This window comes from Mesorhizobium sp. B2-3-6, assembly GCF_006442305.1.
Classification (GTDB): Bacteria; Pseudomonadota; Alphaproteobacteria; order Rhizobiales; family Rhizobiaceae; genus Mesorhizobium.
The window spans coordinates 375,236-394,097 of the sequence record NZ_VFVW01000006.1; the positions used below are offsets into that span (position 1 = coordinate 375,236).

Below are 18,862 nucleotides of genomic sequence, written 5' to 3' on the forward strand. Positions count from 1 at the left end.
GTGCGCGACAGCCAACTGTGCTTCCGTCCTGGCGTTCTCTTTCTGGGTCATTTTATCGACCGCGATGAGCCGTCGTTCGCGGTCGTGTAAGCGTGCGGGTTGCGTGCACCGATGACCGCGAACAAGGTGGCGAGGAGGGCAAGCCCTCCGTACCCGACGGCTATTTGCGGCAGCGAGAAAGTGTTGGACAGCTTGCCGGAGATGAGGCTGGGGAAGGCGGCGCCGCTGTAGCAGAGGAGATAGATCGCGCTGAAGATCGGTGCGCGGTCGGCTAGCGTGCTGCCGCGCAACAGACCGCGTGTCGCGGCGCTGATGGCGATGCCTTGGCCGGCGCCCGCAAGGATGGTTGCGATGATGAAAAACACAAGTGTGCCGGCGGCGATCGCCGTGATGACGCCGATCATTCCGGTCAGGAAGATGACCATTCCGACGCGTTGGGCGACCGCCGATGTGAACCGGCCGCCGATAGGAGCGCCGAGAACGCTGGGCGTCATATAGGCGGCGAACACCAATCCGAGAATGAGCGGGCTGCGGGTCTGGAGTTGATCTTCCACCAGCGCAGGCACGAACGCTTGGTAGAAGGCTCCGGTCGCCCAGGTGGCCAGGAACACCGCTGCCGCCACAGGGAGCAGATGCCTAACGTGGGCCGGTACGCCCACCCGAGGCAACAGCGATCGCCAAGCGCCCGGGGTCAGAGTTGCGGTTTCCGGGCTGATTGAGATGAGTCCACCAGACAGCAATAGAAAGCCGACGCAAACCAGATAGATGAGGTCGCGTGGCCAAGGGCCGAACTGGACCAAAGCACCGGAGGCGATGGCGCCGACAGTGAGGCCCAGCATCGGTCCCTGGCTGGAGGCGACGGAGGCCAACCATTCTGGCCTGCTGGGCGCGGCGTCGACGATGTAGGAAGTCAGGCTGCTGCTGGCCAACCCAGTGCCGACACCCACCAGGAGCCGACCGGCCAGCAGGATTTCGATGTCGCGCACATTCAGCAACAGCAGACAGCCCAGCAGCAGCAGACCGAGGCTAGCGATCGAAGTGAGCCGGCGGCCCAGATGATTGGACAGACGTCCCAGCACCAACAGTGAGGCGATAGTGCCGATGGCGTACGCCACCACGGCCATAGAGATGCCGGCGTTGGTGAACCCGTCCTCCGCCCGGTAGGTGTTGTAGAGCGGGATTGGAGCGGCCGCTACGGCAAAGGAAGCGACCAGGGACACCATGGCGGATATGAAAGCCAGCTGGCGCATTCCGCCCCGGCGAGCCTCATTGATCACTGGTGGCACGTCTTGCACCGAGCCGTGCATTTCTGCCTCACGCAATTGAGCTTTGTCCGTTCCAGGCTGCGCTGCGCGTCACTCGAGAAGATCTGCGGAAGCGATAGGCATCGATTGCAGCGAGGAACGAAACCTTCCACTAGCCGGTGCATATGGTTTTCTTAGCGGCGCAGAAGAGCGCTGCGACAATCGTCGCCCTCAAGCCGCCCTACGCCTGTCCGCTCCCAAATGCGTCGCGGCTGGCTCCTCAGGCGCGTTAAAGACCGACGTGGTGAGTAGGACAGCGGCAGCGAGGACCCAGTAGTACCAAGCGTCGAGCCCAGCAAACTTGAAGGCGAACGGTGCGATGACAAACACGACGCCAACGGCCCGGTCGACCCAAAGATGCAGCCAGTAGGGAATGATATGGACGAGCCCGGTGGGATGGTCGGTAAGGGCGGGCAAGAGTAGCGCCGCGACACCGACAACAACCGAAAGCCACACCGCGATCGGTCCGCTCTGGCCGAGCTTCAGCACAAACGGTGCTGCGATCAAGACGACAGCGACGGGATAATCGATGAGGTAGGCGTGCATAGACTTGGTGATGAAGCGGAACGACATTGGTGACTCCTATGGCTTGTTTGCTTGGGCGGGTCCTTGCGACGTGGATAGCGCATCATCTAAGAGGGCGATCACGACGCCTTACGCTAGCGGCCACTCCATGCGTCTCTCGGGTCAGCTCGGTTAATTGCACAGAGCTATCCCGAAAGGCTGACCATTAGAAATGCCGGGTTGTTATCGTTTCCATTCCAGTCGCCCGGCGCGCCATGGAAGCGTTAATGCGGCGTAGAGCGTCGGCCGACAGTAAGTGCGGAGTGCACTTCAGGCGCACGACGTGACCGTGCTTCAGACCTTACGTCATCAGCTTATTCCCTAGCCACCCCACAAGAGCCGGATCACTTGCCGCGCGTTATGCCGGGGTGCTTGCCTTCAACATTCGGCGTCGCAGCCGTCAGGCGACCTCTTCGATCACGAGGTCCCTTCCATTGAACGAGACCGTGTCACCGGCGCGCTTGCCTTCCAACTCAGCATAGATCGGCGCTTGCGTGGAGATGCCCATAATTTCGTTGCCGTCGCACGCAAATTTGGCCGTCGGCACGGCAACAACGAAAAACCGACCGTGTAGCTTCAGCATTGCGCCTTCTTCGACCTTGCTCTTTGGTCCGAAGTCTATCGTCGAGCTTCTCGATCTTGTCGGAGTGCGAGTGAACAGTGTCGTCGAAGGCTTCAGACAGGTCGCTTGCGAGCTCCGCCTGCGCTTGTTCATCGTATTCGATCGGCTCACTTCTATCCAGCCGGGCGCTCGCGACATACTCCAGGTATTTTTCTCTCGCGCTCTCGAGGTCGCGCGCCTCGAGCGACAGCATTGTTTGCTTCACGATCTGCTTATTCATCTCACGTCGTTTTAAAGGAGGCGCCGCGGGCCGGCGCTGTGGTGACAGTGTCGGCAAGCCCGACCACTGCGCGCTCATTCGTTGTCGGGAACGTCAGCCCCCTGGTAAGGGATTCTCTCAACCCTGGAATCTCGTAGGATGCTGGCGACCAGACAGACGTAGGATTGCTTCACCGTGTCGAACCCGAGCATGGAGGATGACTGCCCTAACGGACACGGGGGGAAGTCAGGAAACCCGATGCGCAGCACAAACCGCTCGGGATCCCGATCGAATTCCTCCTTAAATATCTTTCGCAGGCCATATCGGCTCGCTATTTAGTCTCCGTTGTCGTGACGTGTGGGGCGGTTCGCGTTTAGCTGTTCGTCAAGCCCCCGCGAGCGCTCCTGGTCCAAGGCATCAAAGGTATCGATCAACAAGCCCTTGCTGCCGCCCCCCCTGTCGGTGATCGCATAGATGTTGGAACCGTCTCCCGCTTCGGGCGGGCTCTCGAACCTTATCGCGCCATCAACGCGGGCGCCGCCGCCACCTACGGGCTTCTCGGCAGTCAGGTCGTAGAGTTGGCCATCCTTATCCGGTATTTGTGGTCGTAGCCGCGTCTCAAGAGATCTGAAACAGCCACGACCATGTCCCTCGCGTCGAGGTTCATCTACATCCTCCTAGATTTTCGCCGCTCAGGCGGCAAAATATATCGGTCACAGGAACAGACCCGCGAACGCGACACCACACGACAAGTGGTCCCTAGACACCCCGCACCGAACGCTAAGTTTCGTAACAGACGTTGGGAAATGCAGTACTGTTCTGGTTTCCATTCTCGCAATTGCGGCCGGATGAGATCCGGTCGCCTCTGGTCTAGCCGTCGGCCGCGACGTAGTTCGACGGGAAGAGCGCACGCATCGTTTCCTCGTCGTTCACCTTCTTGAACTCGTGATCCGTTCCGACCGCACGCGCCCTCGCGACGGCGGGCCGACCATCGATTGCGGCGAACCAGCGTTTGACGTTCGGGAACGGCGCCAAGGGATCGTCGGCGCCCTTCATCACACGTGAGGCACGGTCTATCCAGCCCCAGGCGGACATGTCGGCGATCGTGTAGTCGGACCGGACGATATAGTCGCGGCCGACGAGTTGACTGTCGAGTACGCGATAGTGGCGCTCCACTTCGCGGCGATATCTGTTGACGGCGTAGTCCAGGCCGTCGGGAGCCGCAAACTGGAAATGCACAGCCTGTCCCGAGAAGGGCCCCAGGCCTGTTGCTAGGAAGAAAAGCCATGACAAAAGCTCACCCCGGTCGGCGGGCTGACCAAGGAAGCGGCCTGTTTTCTCGGCCAGGTACAGCAGAATTGCGCTGGAATCGAAAACCCGCACCTTTTTTCCGCCTGGGCCTTCTGGGTCGACGATCACAGGGACCTTGCCATTGGGATTGACGGCGCGAAATGAGGGCTGGTGTTGTTCGCCTTTGCTGGTGTCGACCGGCACCAGCTCATACGTTAGCTCAGACTCCTCCAAGAACAGGGCCACCTTGGCTGGATTGGGCGTAGGGTGGAAATAGAAGCTGATCATCGCACTCACCTTCAGGATTTCACAGACTGCGCACAAGGGCCGGGCGCCGGGTCGACGGAGCCACTGGACCAAGCCGCCGACGCCACATTGCCAATGCGTTCGTCCCTACGGAAGTGCCGCTGCATTATCGATTTCATTCCCGACCGCCTGACGCCTACACTCGATCGCGACCGGCACCACGACCTGCAGCCCTCGGCGAGCATCACCTTCGCGCCGGGTCCCGACGCCACGCCCGCGGCGCGGACGTCTCCTGACCCGCCCCCGATCACGAACAAGGTCGACATCGAATTCCACTTCACCGGAAGGCGCTGAAGCGGCGGGCGCCAGTCTCGACGCGGCTGGAGGTCACTGCAATTCGTCCGTGTCGCTCAACTCAGGCATCCGATCCATTCTGTGGGCGGTCGAAATGCGTGCGCTGACCGTATTTGTCCGCGCACGCCGATTTCCGCCTAGACCAGAGCTCACTCTGGATATGAACGAATGTGAGTCCTGGCGAACACGCCGCCGCTTCAGACTCGCGCCATCGTGTTTTGAACTTTCGGCTCAGTGCATCCGTCGATGATCAGTGCGGCTGCGCCGCCTCGCGCAAGAACCACGCGCGCTTCTCGGCGGCGTCTATGTACCCTTCGAGAAGGCTTGCCGTCGCAACGTCGTCCAACTCGTCGCAGAGCTTGTGCGCCAGCCGCATCGAAGCCGCCAAGGCCAAGTTGCCCTCCATGAGCTCGGCGAGCATAGCGACCGGTGCAACGCCATCGGCATCGTTGTCCGCAATGGTTCGCAGCCGCGCCGCCTGCCCAAGCGAGCGGATCGTCCTGCTGCCGGCCGCGCGGACGCGCTCCGCGAGTGGGTCGATCAGGTCGAGAATGTCGCTCGCCTGCTCGTCCAGCATGAGGTGGTAATCCCGGAAATGGGGGCCGCTCACGTGCCAGTGGAAGTTTTTGGTTTTGAGATAGAGCGACAGAGCGTCAGCAAGGAGCTGGTTGATTTTTGCCGCGAAGGTCGCAATCGAGTTTCGCACCGCCGGCTCGTCTCGCTCGCCGTTCGGCAGCTCTTGGACATTTGTTGTCATGTTGGCAGCCCTTTCATTGTCTTTGTACGTGGGAGTCCCTGGCGTGCGTGGAACGAGCGGGGAGGGCGCGTGCTCGTCAAACCGCCGGTTAGGGCGACGATCGCTTTATTGACGTTCTCGAGCGCATAGCCGCCGACCTGTTCGAGCGATGTGGAAGGTCCGGCATTTCGTCAGGCGCCACGCCGCACGCGACGATCCCAGGGCGGGGGGACGCAAACGCCTCGATCAAGTCGACTCGAGCAGCTTATGATGAGCCGTCTTCCACTGACGGAGTGTTGCCGTTCGATGTAGGCTTGCAGCCAAGTCATGCACGACGGGCGCGAGGCCCGTCGCCGATCAAGGGCTTCGGCCTAATGGTTCGCGCCGCCTAGCGGCTTTAGGTTCGCACAAAATTCCGCGTAAGGCTTGCTCATTGCCTCATCTTGGCACTCTTTCATCATCGCGTCCTGATCGCTCTTCGACATGCTTTTCCACGCGGCCTCGAATTCGGCCTTGGGCTTCATCGTTTTCATTCCTGCATCATTGAAAAACGGCGCCATCATCGCTGGCGAGTCGAGAGCGCCTGCGAAAGCCCCGCCACCAAGCGTTGAAAAAGCCAATGCTCCGAACAGAATGGGTCTCAGGTTCATTAGTAGGTGTCCTTCTGGTTTGCGGGAGTTCTTCTGCAATGTGTGTTTGCCCAGGATCGAAAATTGCGTTGTTTCTGGCGCGCTCAGATTTCGCCCGAAGCCGCCAATCCAGGCCAATGAAAACGTTGTATGGATTTCATGCCGGTCGGGAATTGTAGGCGACGAATTCTTCCACTTTCGCCAAAAGCAAATGATGTCAGACAAAGATCACGCTCATCAGATACCGGCGGTCAGCCTTCAAAACCGCCCAAGCCGCTTGTAAGTTCGTTCTCCGCTTTCCACGTAGCGAGCTGCACGTCAGAGCCGGTCGTGGAGGCGCCCTGTCGGAGGCTGGGTAGCAGGACTGTCCGTGACGACCTCATCCCGGCCGGTTATCGATTGGATGTCCGCTTTCTATGATCTTACCATGTCGGCGACCGGTACTCTCACTACGGCGTGTGGCCGGTCAGAGGAACTCCAACATGGCGACGGAAAAGGCGGTGTTGGCTGGTGGATGCTTCTGGGGCATGCAGGCCATGTCCCGGCGAGTGCGAGGCGTGGTCTCGACACGCGTCGGCTACACTGGCGGCGACCTCCCCAATCCGACCTACGGCAACCATCAAGCGCACGCAGAGGCAATCGAGATCATCTTCGATCCCGCGGTGGTAAGCTACCGGGCCATCCTTGAACGCTTCTTCCAGTTTCACGACCCGACAACCTACGAGCAGGAGCGACTTTGGACCAAGCTAGCTGCCATCTTCTACCCCCGACGAACGGCAGAAGGAGACGGCGCTCGCGACGGCCGCAGAAATCGATGTCTCTGGGTTGTGGCCCGGTCCTGTCACGACTGAAATCAACTCCGAGGAGCGGTTCTGGCAGGCCGAGGCCGAGCACCAGGACTACCTGCAACGGCACCCGGGCGGCCAAAGCTGCCATTATCCGGCCAAACTGGCGACTGCCGTCGGCTCGTGCATGCCAGGCGACGCGGACCGTCGAGGGACCGGAGGACTGAGGCGCCTTCCAGGAGCCTGCCATATCCCCTTGTGCCCGAACCTAAACGAGAGGGTCGATACCCGCAGCTCCCAGCTCGGCTATATCGGCCTCAAATTCAACTAAGCCTTGTCGCGCGCCAATGACCTCTCGCAACTCGCTCACTACTGATGTGCCTGGAGCTCGTTTCCAGGCTTGAAGGCATCGGCTGTTATCGTGCGTCGCGCCACCACCTCACGAGTAATCACCGCCGCTCTGCTGAGTGAGGTTACCGAGATAGTCGCGCTTCCCAATAGCCGCACCGAGCCGCCTGAGGATCGCGTGAGCAATCGAGATGTGGAAGAAGAAGTCAGGCAGAACCAGGTGCCGGATATAGTCGTCGCCGCCGTACCACCCGCGCACGATAGGCGGCGTCAGCTCGTATGTGTGGGACTGCGCGCCGGCAATTTCCTCCGGCTGCACGTTTTGTAGAAAGCCGCGCGTCTCAACGAGCCGCCCCTTCAATGCTGGATACATCATCGCCGTGGTGCGGGGTGCCGGCGGGTGGCGCTGCATCAACTTCGCCATGTGCGCGTCGACCTTGTTGCAGCTTACGGAGAACTGTCCTCCGAAAGACAGCATGCTGGGCGTGAGCCGTTCGCCAAGGATCCTCCCGGGATCGAATCCCTTGCTCCGCTCGAGCGCTTGAGCGTGGTCGAGATAATCATCCATCACGTTCAGGCCATGTACCATGACAGGGACAGTGATGTCATAGACCGAGAAGGACACGCCAATCTCCATGCGCTCGTTTGTACTTTGAACGTCCGTCGGACCCGAAAGGTCGCTGACGGGAACGAGTGGTCACAATAAGCCCATCAATCTTCCGATTTAGCCACGCCAGTCTGCCGGACTCGACATTGGCTCGGAGAAACCGCCGCAGCAGGTGAGCGCCTACGCGTGCGGCAGGCTGGAGCCGCTCCGCTGACCTGTGCGAGCGCCACTGCGGTGCCGGCGACCGGCGCAATGGCAACGCCCAGGCTGACAGTCCTCGGTAACTTCATTGGAGGTCTCCTTTGTCGCTCGCTGAAGACACTATGACTTGGCTGGCGAATTCAATCGCTTTGGAGGCGGCCACGCATCGCGACCGGGCGAATGGACGTCAGCATCCGACTCAACCGACGAAATTAGAAATTCCTTTTGGATATGCATTTGATAGGAATGGGATATCGTTGTCCAAAAGCTCCGGTCGCAACCGGCGTCGCGTCGGTCTTCGATCAGCCGTCGAGGAACGCACCGTACTCAGGGTGCGGCGCGGCGTAGGAAGACATGAAGGGGCACTTCGCGATCGCTCTTTTGCCGTCGCGTTGCAATGCTTCGAAAACGCCATGCGCCAGCCGCGATCCGTACCCAGGCCGGACAGCTCTTATGACACCAATGTGTGCAGGACGACCCCGCCGTCTTCGAATCTAGAGGCAATGCAAACCGGCTCATGGCGGATTGTCCCGGATCTCCCTTTTCACCTTCTGTCTCCTTGCTCATCAGCCTAACAAAGTTAGCAGCCAATAGGCGGTGGTCTGCCGGCAGACGGCGAGCGAAGCGTGTGCCTGGAAGCACGGCGATCGAATAACGCGGCGCAACGCCCCACCGTCAGGACGTTGGCAACGCGGGCCACGAAGACGCTTCGCAGCTCATAAGGCAATTTCTATCGACCGCTCTAGGACATCTCGGATCGCGCCGTTATCCATCAAGACCCATTGAGGAACTCCTTGCCACAAGCTTGCGGAGCCGCATTGTTTGGAGCCACTCCCTCGAATGGTGCATCGTCCGGTATGGCCCCCATGCGGACGAATCGGCTCCCGACCGTCACCCTGCACTCACGGCGACAGGAACGGTATGACCGGTAAGGATTAAGGCGTCGGCTGGCTGCGTGCATCGATCGGCACGTGTCTCTCACGGGCGAACGCGGATGACCGTTTTCCCCGCGCGTCGTTCGGTCGAGTTGAAGGCGGCGATCGCCTCGTCGAGGGGCGCGACTTTGCCGATGTTCGTCCGCAGCCGTCCGTCCCGCACCCGCTGGACGATCTCGCTCAGCTGGGCACGATCGGCTTCGACGACGAAGTCGACCGCCAGGCCCTCCACGGGCCGCGTCTCGGCCGGGCCGACGACGGTCACCAGCGTGCCTCCGGCTCGGATCAGCGCCGCGGACCGCTTCTGGATGTCGCCGCCGATGACATCGAACACCAGATCGACTGCGCGCACGTCTTCCAGGGTGTCGTTCTCGAGGTCGACGAATTCGTTTGTGCCGAAGTCGAGCGCCTTCTGGCGGTCGGCAGAGCGTCCGGTGCCAATGACGTAGGCGCCGGCCTCTCGTGCGAGCTGCGTCACCATCGACCCGACGGCGCCGGCCGCACCATGCGCAAGGACGCTCTGCCCCGCCTGAAGACGGCCGTGCTGAAACAGTCCCTGCCACGCGGTCAGGCCCGAGATCGGCAGGCTAGCGCCCACCGTGAAGTCGATATCGCCCGGCAATGGCGCGAGGTTGCGCGCTTCCATGGCTACATACTCCGCCAGGGTGCCGTCGCGATACCAATCGGCGAGGCCGAACACCCGCTGGCCCACCGACAGTCCCGTCGTACCGTAGCCCAGGGCGGTGACCACTCCGGCCAGTTCGTGCCCGGGGATCGATGGCGTCCGGTCGCCGTCGACGCGATCGGTCCAGGTCGAGGGCCACGTCAGCTCGGTCGGGACGAACCCCGACGCATGGATCTCGACGACGACATCGTTTATCGCCGCCTGCGGCTCGGGCCGCTGCACCAACTTCATCCCGGCCGTTCCTGCAGCCTGGTCCGTCACTACGATCGCTTTCATGGGAATTGTCTCCTCGGGTCTTTTGTCTGCTTAGCGGAAATGCTTCATCGATGAGCGCGATTCGCTCACGGACGAATGCGGATGATCGTCTTCCCCTTACGTCGCTCGGTCACGTTGAACGCGGCGATCGCCTCGTCGAGGGTTACGACTTTGTCGATGTTCGTCCGCAATCGTCCGTCCCGCACCCGTTGGACAATCTCATTCAGTTGGTCACGATTGGACTCGACGACAAAGTCGACCGCCAATCCATTGGTGGGCCGTGCTCCGGCCGGGCCGGCGATGGTCAGCGGGCGCGGTATCAGCGCTTCCGCAGGAAACATCACGTTGGCCGTTACCTCGACGAAGCCGGCTTCGTTCCGGCCGAATGAAAGATAGAAGGGCGTTGGCGATGGCAATCTGGTGGCGATAGTACTCGCGGAAGCATCCACGGCTTGGGAGGAGGTGGGTTGGGATGCTTCCGCGAGAGCGGCGATCTTTGCCGCCGTTCCTGCCAGGACGCCCGGCGCCAGCGAAGCAGCGCCCGCGGGGAGCGGCAACGTCGAGAAAGCCGCGACGGACGTATGGAAAATTTTGTCGCTCTGTTCGTTGCTCAGGAAGTTGCAAACCACTTTTTGGTCGCGGCATAATCGCGAGTCCATAGAGCGCTCCTTTGCAGCCCACGCGCGACGCGCTGCAATAAATTCAATCGATGTCAAGGCGGCCGCGTGTGCTCGGCCGGCCCAGCCAGACTCAAAGATCGGACGCGGCGGACGAAATTAGAAATTCCCTTTGGACATGCTTTCGATAGGCGCGAGGTATCGTCATCCAAAGGTGCCATGCTCACAATTGCCCAGGGCCGTTGCAAGGACGCTCATTGCCGGACTGTCCCGGATACTGTCGCAGACCGAGGAGCCGCGTGGCCGCGCGGCACGCACAGTGTAGGTATGACGCTGACGTCCGATACTGGTGCGTCGCGATCGGTCGGTCGCGAATTCGGCCGTGCGACCGAGACTCGGGGCTTCCTGTTGAGGCGCCTGGGCATCGGTTTGTGTGAATTTATAAAGTTTGCCGGTCGCTGAGACGCTCAGCAGGATCATTCATGTTGCGCCTGAATATATCTAATTCGACTTCAGCCACTACTCCGTCAGCTGCAACTGAGTGATTGTTCAGCGTCTTCAGTTGAAGGCAGTGAAGATCGAACCGATCAATCCCACATCAGGTGGGAGCGTGAATGGCCCTTCGCCCGGTTGCGCAGGCCGAAGGCGTGGGCGAGATGGCATCGTCCCGCTGTCTCGCAGTCGAGCTGGGCCTGAGCACCATAAAGAAGGCTTCTGGACGTGGCAGGCGAGCCGTTCTGGCGTATATCGCGACAAGACCTCGACAAGTTGATGACCACTTTGGACGTCACCCTAGTCAGCCTGTCGGAGTGCACGCTTGCGGCGGGAGCCCACTTGGCGGTTGCCCGCGCGGCAACCTCCACCATCCACTACTGCTTTCGAGGCGCCGGGTTCATTCTCCGTGATCATGAAACGCCCATACGCCTGATACCGCACACGCTGGTAGTCGTCCCTCCTGGGCGAGCGATGACGATCACCGCAACGGAGCATCCGATCGCACTAAGGAACGCCGGCAAACACAACAACGGCGGCTTCACACTGGGGTCGTCTCAGCGGCACACCGTCGGAGACGGTGATCCGACACTGGTGCTTGCGTGCGGGGCCTTCCGGGCCACTTATGGTCCGGCGCTCGACTTGTTCGCCTCCTTGGCAACGCCCATTGTCGAGAGGTTCGACGTGCACGACCAGCTCGACCAAGTGATGACCTACGCGATGGCCGAGCTCGCAGCCCAGGAGGTTGGTGGAGGGCCGATGTCGGCGGCACTGCTGAAACTTGTTCTCCTCGCATTGCTCCGGCGCAGCCTGGTGTCGACGAACGCGTGGGTGGAGCGGTTTTCGAACTTGAGCGATCCTCCGATCGCACGGGCATTTGCCGAAATGGCCTCGCGCCCATCCGCGCCGCACACTGTCCAGAGCTTGTCTCATGCCGTCGGTCTCAGCCGCTCGGCTTTTATGGCTAGGTTTTCCGCCGCCTTCGAAGAGTCTCCAATGTCATTGCTCCGCCGCGTGAGGATGCGTCACGCGGCGGACCTGCTCGCGGCCAATGCGCTGTCTGTCGATCAGGTCGCCCTGAACGCCGGCTACCAGAGTAGAAGCAGCTTCACGCGCACTTTCCGCAGATATTACGGCAGCGACCCATCAGAGTACCGCGCCAAGGCGCAGCGAGCCTGGTCCAACAGCGCTACGCCGATCGAAGACGCGATCGAGGAATCCGACGCAGCCTGACGCCGGTGTTCGCTCCGGGATTGCGTAGGCGCGACCGCGGTAAGGTGCGCTGGACGCACCAGCGCCCCCAGCAGCCACGGGACGCTTTGAGACATCAAGGCTTTCAGGTGGTACACGAAGATCATCACGGCTCCGCGTTTTCTCTCAGCCGAGGCGACGTCGCGGAACTCACAGAAGGCTTTCGGCGATCCTCCGGCGGAGCGCCTTCAAGTCGTTCGCGAACAGGCGGACCGAGCTGTCCGCCGCCAAGCGAAGTCCTGAGAATTGCCAACGCGTGTGCCGGAAAGAAATTGCGATAGCTCGCGCGGAGGTATCCCGGCGGCGTCACGCAAGATCCGCCGCGTAGAACGAACTGCCCGGACATGAACTGCCATTGTATTCGCCGACCGCGCCCTCGACCGCGCGGAACCCCGGTGAGGCGAGGACGGGCTGTGCGTGTCCATTCCCAGGCGTCGCCGAACATCTGATGCATCCGCGCTTGGAATCTGAAAGCTGTGTCCGGCCGTCCAAATCTCGCAGCCTTGTCGTGTGTGGGCGACTTCGCGGCGGCGGGAATATTTAACAAAACGGTTTGTGAGGCACATGCAGTCAAGATGTGCCCGCCGCAGGTCACACGTACCGCAGCCGCCCTCAGGCGGCGTTCCTTCGCGGCAACTTCCAACCCGGCCGGACGAAGTGACAGGTGTAGCCGTTCGGGTAACGTTCCAAGTAGTCCTGGTGCTCGGGCTCCGCCTGCCAGAAATCGCCAGCGGGATAAATCTCGGTCACGACCTTGCCCGGCCACAGTCCTGAGGCTTCAACGTCGGCGATCGTGTCTTGCGCGACGCGTAGCTGTTCGTCGTTGGTGTAGAAGATCGCAGACCTGTAGCTCGTGCCGCGGTCGTTCCCCTGCCGGTTGGGCGTGGTCGGGTCGTGTATCTTGAAGAAGAACTCCAACAGGTCGCGGAAGCTCGTCTTGCTTGGATCGAAGATGATCTCGATAGCTTCTGCATGCGTGCCGCGATTGCGATAGGTGGCGTTCTTGACGTCACCGCCGGAATATCCGACCCGTGTCGACACGACGCCGGGCAAACGCCTCATCAGCTGCTGCATTCCCCAGAAGCAACCGCCGGCAAGGATCGCTCGTTCTGTACTCGCTGCCATTGTCAGACCTCCTGTTTTGCAACGGGCTTCGCGTACTGGCCGTACCCTTCGCTCTCCATTTGATCGCGGTGGATGAAACGAAGGGAGGCCGAGTTCATGCAGTATCTCAACCCGCCCTTGTCGAGCGGTCCGTCCGGGAAGAGGTGGCCCAAGTGGCTGTCGCCGTGCTTGGAGCGGACCTCGGTCCGTGTCATGCCATGCGAGCTGTCGTCCTTCTCTACGACGTTCGCGGCCTCGAGAGGCCGCGTGAAACTCGGCCACCCGGTGCCGCTGTCGGACTTGTCGAAAGATGCGAACAGCGGCTCGCCGGAAACCACGTCGACGTAGAGGCCAGGCTCCTTGTTGCCCCAGTATTCGTTGGCAAAAGGGCGCTCGGTCCCGTCAGTCTGCGTGACGCGGTGCTGCTCCGGAGTCAGCTTCGAGACCGTCGCTGGGTTTTTCCTATAGGTCGGCATTTCGCGGAGCTCCTTCTCGCGCAGGCTGGAAGAATAGGTAGCGGGTTGGCGAGCGTCTAATCACCTCGGGCTATCGAAACGATGCCATCGACGCAGCGCAAGCGGCAAGAAGCACTGCTTTGGCGAGCCGTCGGTCGGAGTGATTCCGTCCTCGACATGCTTGTTCAAAGCCGTCGATCCCTGTCGGGGCGACGCGCCCACCGGCCGCGGTCCGCAACAGGTCGTGGTGTTGGGTGGCGGACCCCTCCGGCTAAGACGTGGAAGCGGCACGGCGCAGCGAGGCCAAGATTTGCGCCGGCTCCGCCCGCATCGTGAAGTCGGGTTCGACGGACGCGCTGCGGATCCGGCCCTCCGTGTCGATGATGTAAGTCGCGGGAATGGGCAGCATCCAGACTGGCGAACCGTGCCGCGCACCGAAGTCGAAACCGAGCCCGGAATAGTGCGCTTTGATTTCGTCAGGCACCCGGAACAATATGCCATACGACAACGCAACGCCGTAGTCGACGTCAGACAGTACCTTCAGGTCTAGGCCCAGACTTCGCTTGAGTTGCCGCGGGAATTGTCCCGTCTCGGGTGTCACGACCGCGAGAGTTGCGCCGACGCTCTCAAACTCCTCCTTCGCCGCCTGAAGGGCGCACAGCTCGGCGGTGCAGAACGGACACCAGTCTCCTCGGAAGAAACTCAGGACGAGGGGGCCGCCCCGGCGCAGCTGGTCGGAGGAGTGAAGACGACCGTCCGCGTCCGGAAGGAGGAAGTCCGGCGCGGCATCTCCGACCTTCAACGCGTACGATACCACGTCTATATCGCGAAGCCAGCCCACGAGGTGGTTGTATGACGCCCAGTCCGCTTCGCTGAACCTCGTCAACAGCTCCGAACGAATCTGGGCGAGTGTCTTGTCGATCTGGCTTGGCATCCGTTTGGCGTCAAACTGCGGATCGGTTGGCTGGAAGCGGTTGGCCGGCGGCGTGCGTGCCGCGGTCATGCCGGCACGCCCGCCGCCTTCGGAAACGTTGGGTCCAGCATCCCGCGATGGGGGACATCGATCGACCAGTCGCGAAGCCGCGCGACCTTGACAAAAGCGTCCAGCGCCGGCGAGTAGCGGCGCCCCTGCACAGCCAGCAACCGGACTTCCCGCCAAACCTGATCGCCTTCGAGCGGAATGGTCTTGAGTGAGGGAAGGCGCGGCATGTGCTCTGGTGCGAGCATCACGCCGAAGCCAGCCGCCGCCATGTGCTGCAGGTGCAATTCATGACCGCTGCAGTGGCCGAGATGGGGTGGTCCCTTTGGAAAATACGTCTGTTGGATTTTTGGGGCGACGTCGCATCCCGCGCGATCCAGCAAGACGGTCTGTCGGAGGTCGTCGATACCGATCGATAGACGGTTCGCCAAGCGGTGTGTTGGCGCGAGAACTGCGACGTAGCGCTCCTCGAATAGCAACCAGTCGTCGATGCGGGCGGGCATGTCGGGCACGTCACCGACGATTGCGGCGCTGATCTCCCCCTCAAGCAATAAATCGACGAGTCTCTGCGCTACACCCTCGTACAGCTCCACGTGAAGTCCAGGCACGAACTTTGCAATCTCCGCGATCGGATCGAGCACGAGCGACGCCGAGATGGAGGGGGCGAGGCCGATCTTCAGTGGTGCGACCTCCTTGCGCTGGAACTCCTGGGCTCTGCGACACACCGCCTCCGCCGAGGACAATGTGCGTTCCAGCATCGGAAGGACTTCCTTTCCGAGGTCGGTGAGCTGCGTCAATTGGCGCTCACGGTAAATCAATTCGCCGCCGAGCTCCTGCTCAAGCTTCTGCACCCCCTTTGTCAGGGCGGGCTGCGTTACGTTGCACTGCTCGGCCGCGCGAGTGAAGTTGAGGGTGGCCGCGACGGCGAGGAAGTAGCGGACTTGATGAAGCTCCATGTGTTTTCTCCGTCAAGTGGCTGACCATTATGATGGCGAGGTTATGCACCCGGTGGCGTGCGGGGCACGCCGTAACAACGGAGCATGGATGCCACTTGCAGGCGCACGTTGGAATGGCCGGGTCTATTCGTTTGGACGCCCGGACACGCTTTCTGGAGCCCCAGAAAGCGGCTAGTGCGCAGCGAGGTTGGCGAGGACCGGAATCAGATCGCACGGGTCGCCGCGTCGCGTATAGTCGACACTGATATCGGCGTATTTGATCGTTCCGTCGGGCGCAACGACGTACCGGGCCGGCATAGTCAACGTCCAGCTCGGATCGCCGTTGAAGGTCGCGAGATCTATGCCGCATTCCTTCTCGACGAAACGCAGTTCGTCGGAGGCCCTCCAGCGTAGGCCGAAAGCGTGCGCGACCTTGCCACCCGCGTCGACCAGGCTCGCGAATGAAAGGGCATTCCACCTCTGCGTCTCAAGGCTGTTGTGGGCCGTCTGTTGTGAGATGACAACCAGCGAGGCGCCGAGGCTGCGTATGTCGTGAGAGCACGCCTCGATCGCGCGAAGGTCGACTGTGCAGTAGGGACACCATCTCCCCCTGTAGAAGAAGAGAACCATCGGGCCTCGACGCAGCGCCTCGCATGATGAGAATGCCCGGCCATGCCCATCATGCAGCCGGAACGGAGGGGCTTGATCCCCGGCCTGCGCGGCCCGCTCGGCCAATCCGGATGTGGCAAGCGCTTCCACCGCCCGTTGCCGAACCAGCGTCACGTTCGGCGGGGTCCTGGCCAAATCCTCGGCTCTAACGGCGTCCAATTCGTCTTGGAGTAACATCTTCGGCTCGTCGCGCGCGGCCCGGCATGCCACTAGCATAATCGCTGGTGCAGCGTGGCTCCGGTAGTCTTGCCGCGCGAGTTTGAGTTATTTTTCTCATGCATGAATGATCGCCCGAGAGAGAGTTGGCTACTTCGTCGTTTTTGCGCATATCTTTGGCGCGGAGAGCTTGGCCAGGTCGGCCGCAAGCGACTTGCGCAGCCGAGAAGCGGCGAACTCCATGAAGCGCCGCAGCTTGAGGGGCAGGATCGCCTGTCCGGTGTGCACCAGATGCACCGGGATCGGGTCAGGCTCGTAGTCCTCCAGGATGATCCTGAGCTTCCCCGCGGCCACAGGCCTCGCGATTTGGTAAGAGAGCACGTTCGTCACGCCGACGCCGGCGAGCGCCGCGTCGATCGCGGACTCCGCCGTGTTGATCTTCAGCCGACAGTAGGGACGCACGCTCCTCGTCGCCTTGCCGCGCGGCTTGAAAACCCACGTCATCCCAGCTGCGAGTGCCGTGAACGTCACGCACATGTGCTCGGCCAGGTCGTCAGGCGTTTTCGGGACGCCATGGGCGGCGAAATAGTCGGGGCTGCCGCACACCACACGCCTGATCTCGCCCACCTTCGTCGCGACGAGTGTGCTATCGGGCAACATGCCGACGCGGACGGCCAGGTCGATGTGCTCGTCGACGATGTTGATCGTGTGATCGGTGAGCGTCAGTTGAATGCTGATCTGCGGGAAACGCGCGAGGAATTCATTCACGACAGGCACTACGTGGAAGCGCCCAAAGACAATAGGCGCGGTCATCGTGAGCGTACCGCGCGGGACTGTGTACTCCCCAGAGGCCTGCGATTCGGCTTCCTCGACCTGTTCCAGGATGCGTTTGCAGGCGGCGACGTAGGCGAGCCCCGCTTCGGTCAGGGACAGTTTCCGCGTCGATCGGACCAGCAGCTGGGTATTGAGGTGGGTCTCCAATTCGGCGACCTTCCGACTGACGGTCGGTAGAGGGACGCCGAGCTGACGGCCTGCCGCGGAGAAACTGCCGGCCTCCGCCGACCTTACCAAAAGCGACATTGCTTCAAACCGGTCCATTTCTCTCACCCTCCGAGAGGCCATTTCTCACGATTAGGCAATTATGGCGCCGAACGGCAGAGGCTACCACAGCAATTCAAAAACCGAGCCGGCCAGAGTCCAACGGAGAAGAAATGTCCCGCATCGCTATCCCGGGTCGCGACGACGCGCCTGCCGAATCCCAGCCAATCCTCGACAACATCAACAAGATGCTCGGCTTCGTACCGAACCACTATCGCCTCATGTCCATCAGTCCGAACGTTCTGGGCGGCTGGGCCGGTCTGATGGGGTCGCTGTCCAAGGCCCTCGATCTGAAGACCCGGGAGGGCATCGCGCTCGCGGTTTCGGAGGCAAATGGCTGCGACTATTGCCTTGCAGCGCACAGCTATGTCTCAACGAACCTCGCGAAGATCCCTCCGGAGGAAATCGATCTAAACCGGCAGGGCCGATCGAGCGACTCCAAGCGCCAAGCTGCGGTCGCCTTCGCGAAGGCGCTTATCGAGACGCGCGGCAAACTCTCCGACGCCCAGTTTGCGGCGGTCAAGGATGCGGGCTGGACGGATGCTAGTACCCTCGAAATGATCGCGCTGACTGCTCAGTTCCTGTTGACCAACTTCGTGAACAATGCAGTGCGGACCCCGATTGATTTTCCGGAGGTGAGGCCCGCGAAGGCAGTCTAACGCCAGGTGACGCCGCTCTCCGGCGCTCGACGCGACGATGCCGATGCGTTCGCCGTCTACCTCGCGGCCCGCTAGCAGATGATTTCAGGTCGAATCGACCTGAAATCTGAATTCGTCTCTAAATCGGAGAAGTTGAGCATGGTGTTGCCCGAAAACCGCTTCACATTCTTCGGCATTATGCCTCTAGTCGGGGTCGATGTTCGGGATCGGAAGCTTGCGCAAGTCGTCGTCATAGCTAGCCGCTCGCCCGACGCTGACGTTGTCGTTCGTGCGGATGTCGGCGCTGAGGCCAAGCGTCCGCCCCACCGGACACATGTCCGCGGCCTGCATCAGTTGGGCACGTTCCTCGTCGCTCAGGTTTCCTTCGAGCCGGATGGAACGCTCGAAGGAGTCGCGGCTGCCCTCGATGCCGTGGTGATATGAAACAGCCACCTCGACATGAGAAAGCGGGAATTTCCGCCTTCGCGCCTGCAGCCGTATCGTCATCGCTGTGCACGCGGCGAGCGAAGCGCTGAGCAGCTCGTAGGGGTTTGCCCCGGCCGTGATGCCGCCCCTCCCATTGAGGCCGCCAATGGAGAATTCCGATGCGCCGGCGCGGCCGTTGAGCGCGCCGGCGCCGTCAAGATCGCCGCCTACCACGGCCTGCGGGTGGGGAGCGCCATCATTCGAGTTCGTCATCGTGCTTTC

Annotated in this window: 18 protein-coding genes and 2 pseudogenes; 3 read left to right on the forward strand and 17 right to left on the reverse strand. The window is 61.5% G+C overall.

The annotated features are described in order from the left end of the window. Positions 1-47 precede the first annotated feature (47 nt). The 6 genes from FJ953_RS19935 to FJ953_RS31200 all read right to left on the reverse strand — a co-directional run bounded on the left by FJ953_RS19935 (position 48) and on the right by FJ953_RS31200 (position 6,169). Positions 48-1,322: an MFS transporter gene (locus tag FJ953_RS19935; protein ID WP_224656239.1), complete on the reverse strand. Its 1,275-nt coding sequence runs from the start codon at positions 1,320-1,322 to the stop codon at positions 48-50. A 153-nt stretch (positions 1,323-1,475) separates the two neighbouring features. Further along, positions 1,476-1,877 (reverse strand): hypothetical protein, encoded by a 402-nt coding sequence (locus FJ953_RS19940; RefSeq protein WP_140522749.1) that lies wholly within the window; start codon positions 1,875-1,877, stop codon positions 1,476-1,478. Positions 1,878-2,268: 391 nt separating this feature from the next. Next, on the reverse strand, positions 2,269-2,451 hold the full coding sequence (locus FJ953_RS30985) for a hypothetical protein (protein ID WP_224656240.1): 183 nt from the start codon (positions 2,449-2,451) through the stop codon (positions 2,269-2,271). A 1,108-nt stretch (positions 2,452-3,559) separates the two neighbouring features. Then, a complete protein-coding gene (locus FJ953_RS19955) occupies positions 3,560-4,267 on the reverse strand; it encodes a glutathione S-transferase N-terminal domain-containing protein (protein ID WP_140522747.1) in 708 nt (235 codons plus the stop codon). A gap of 562 nt (positions 4,268-4,829) precedes the next feature. Then, complete coding sequence (locus FJ953_RS19965) at positions 4,830-5,336, reverse strand: DNA starvation/stationary phase protection protein (protein ID WP_140501480.1); 507 nt, start codon at positions 5,334-5,336, stop codon at positions 4,830-4,832. A gap of 350 nt (positions 5,337-5,686) precedes the next feature. Next, positions 5,687-6,169, reverse strand: coding sequence for a hypothetical protein (locus FJ953_RS31200; RefSeq protein WP_318013163.1), 483 nt, complete (start codon positions 6,167-6,169; stop codon positions 5,687-5,689). 257 nt (positions 6,170-6,426) lie between these two features. Here FJ953_RS31200 and msrA (FJ953_RS19975) point away from each other — a divergent pair. Next, positions 6,427-6,956: pseudogene (gene msrA, locus FJ953_RS19975) on the forward strand (peptide-methionine (S)-S-oxide reductase MsrA). A gap of 212 nt (positions 6,957-7,168) precedes the next feature. On the opposite strand, the gene FJ953_RS19980 reads toward msrA (FJ953_RS19975), so the two are convergent. The 3 genes from FJ953_RS19980 to FJ953_RS31205 form a co-directional block, all read right to left on the reverse strand. Then, complete coding sequence (locus FJ953_RS19980; RefSeq protein ID WP_181165396.1) at positions 7,169-7,702, reverse strand: DUF1993 family protein; 534 nt, start codon at positions 7,700-7,702, stop codon at positions 7,169-7,171. Positions 7,703-8,863: 1,161 nt separating this feature from the next. Then, a complete protein-coding gene (locus FJ953_RS19985; protein ID WP_140501484.1) occupies positions 8,864-9,781 on the reverse strand; it encodes an NADP-dependent oxidoreductase in 918 nt (305 codons plus the stop codon). 65 nt (positions 9,782-9,846) lie between these two features. Further along, the gene (locus FJ953_RS31205) at positions 9,847-10,419 is read right to left on the reverse strand and encodes a zinc-binding dehydrogenase (RefSeq protein WP_347439607.1); all 573 of its coding nucleotides are present in this window, start codon (positions 10,417-10,419) and stop codon (positions 9,847-9,849) included. 729 nt (positions 10,420-11,148) lie between these two features. Here FJ953_RS31205 and FJ953_RS19995 point away from each other — a divergent pair. Continuing rightward, a complete protein-coding gene (locus FJ953_RS19995; protein WP_210239479.1) occupies positions 11,149-12,102 on the forward strand; it encodes an AraC family transcriptional regulator in 954 nt (317 codons plus the stop codon). A 234-nt stretch (positions 12,103-12,336) separates the two neighbouring features. Here FJ953_RS19995 and FJ953_RS30990 read toward each other — a convergent pair. The 7 genes and pseudogenes from FJ953_RS30990 to FJ953_RS20030 all read right to left on the reverse strand — a co-directional run. Continuing rightward, positions 12,337-12,574 (reverse strand): annotated as a pseudogene (locus tag FJ953_RS30990) (SUMF1/EgtB/PvdO family nonheme iron enzyme); the annotation flags it as partial. A 158-nt stretch (positions 12,575-12,732) separates the two neighbouring features. Next, positions 12,733-13,245: a peptide-methionine (S)-S-oxide reductase MsrA gene (gene msrA / locus FJ953_RS20005; protein WP_140522743.1), complete on the reverse strand. Its 513-nt coding sequence runs from the start codon at positions 13,243-13,245 to the stop codon at positions 12,733-12,735. 2 nt (positions 13,246-13,247) lie between these two features. Then, positions 13,248-13,700, reverse strand: coding sequence for a peptide-methionine (R)-S-oxide reductase MsrB (msrB, locus tag FJ953_RS20010; protein WP_140501490.1), 453 nt, complete (start codon positions 13,698-13,700; stop codon positions 13,248-13,250). Positions 13,701-13,950: 250 nt separating this feature from the next. After that, positions 13,951-14,682, reverse strand: a complete 732-nt coding sequence (locus FJ953_RS20015) for a peroxiredoxin family protein (protein WP_140522741.1) — start codon at positions 14,680-14,682, stop codon at positions 13,951-13,953. Further along, positions 14,679-15,614, reverse strand: coding sequence for a LysR family transcriptional regulator (locus FJ953_RS20020; RefSeq protein WP_140522739.1), 936 nt, complete (start codon positions 15,612-15,614; stop codon positions 14,679-14,681). Before FJ953_RS20020 ends, FJ953_RS20015 begins: the two co-directional genes overlap by 4 nt. 171 nt (positions 15,615-15,785) lie before the next feature. Further along, complete coding sequence (locus FJ953_RS20025; protein ID WP_281405129.1) at positions 15,786-16,376, reverse strand: peroxiredoxin-like family protein; 591 nt, start codon at positions 16,374-16,376, stop codon at positions 15,786-15,788. A 192-nt stretch (positions 16,377-16,568) separates the two neighbouring features. Further along, entirely contained in the window at positions 16,569-17,516 is a 948-nt protein-coding gene (locus tag FJ953_RS20030) for a LysR family transcriptional regulator (RefSeq protein ID WP_140501498.1), read from the reverse strand. A gap of 113 nt (positions 17,517-17,629) precedes the next feature. Between FJ953_RS20030 and FJ953_RS20035 the strand changes: the two genes are divergently transcribed. Next, the gene (locus tag FJ953_RS20035; RefSeq protein ID WP_140501500.1) at positions 17,630-18,175 is read left to right on the forward strand and encodes a carboxymuconolactone decarboxylase family protein; all 546 of its coding nucleotides are present in this window, start codon (positions 17,630-17,632) and stop codon (positions 18,173-18,175) included. Positions 18,176-18,358: 183 nt separating this feature from the next. Here the strand turns inward: FJ953_RS20035 and FJ953_RS20040 are convergent, their stop codons facing one another. Continuing rightward, the gene (locus tag FJ953_RS20040; RefSeq protein WP_140522737.1) at positions 18,359-18,853 is read right to left on the reverse strand and encodes an OsmC family protein; all 495 of its coding nucleotides are present in this window, start codon (positions 18,851-18,853) and stop codon (positions 18,359-18,361) included. Between the last annotated feature and the right edge of the window lie 9 nt (positions 18,854-18,862).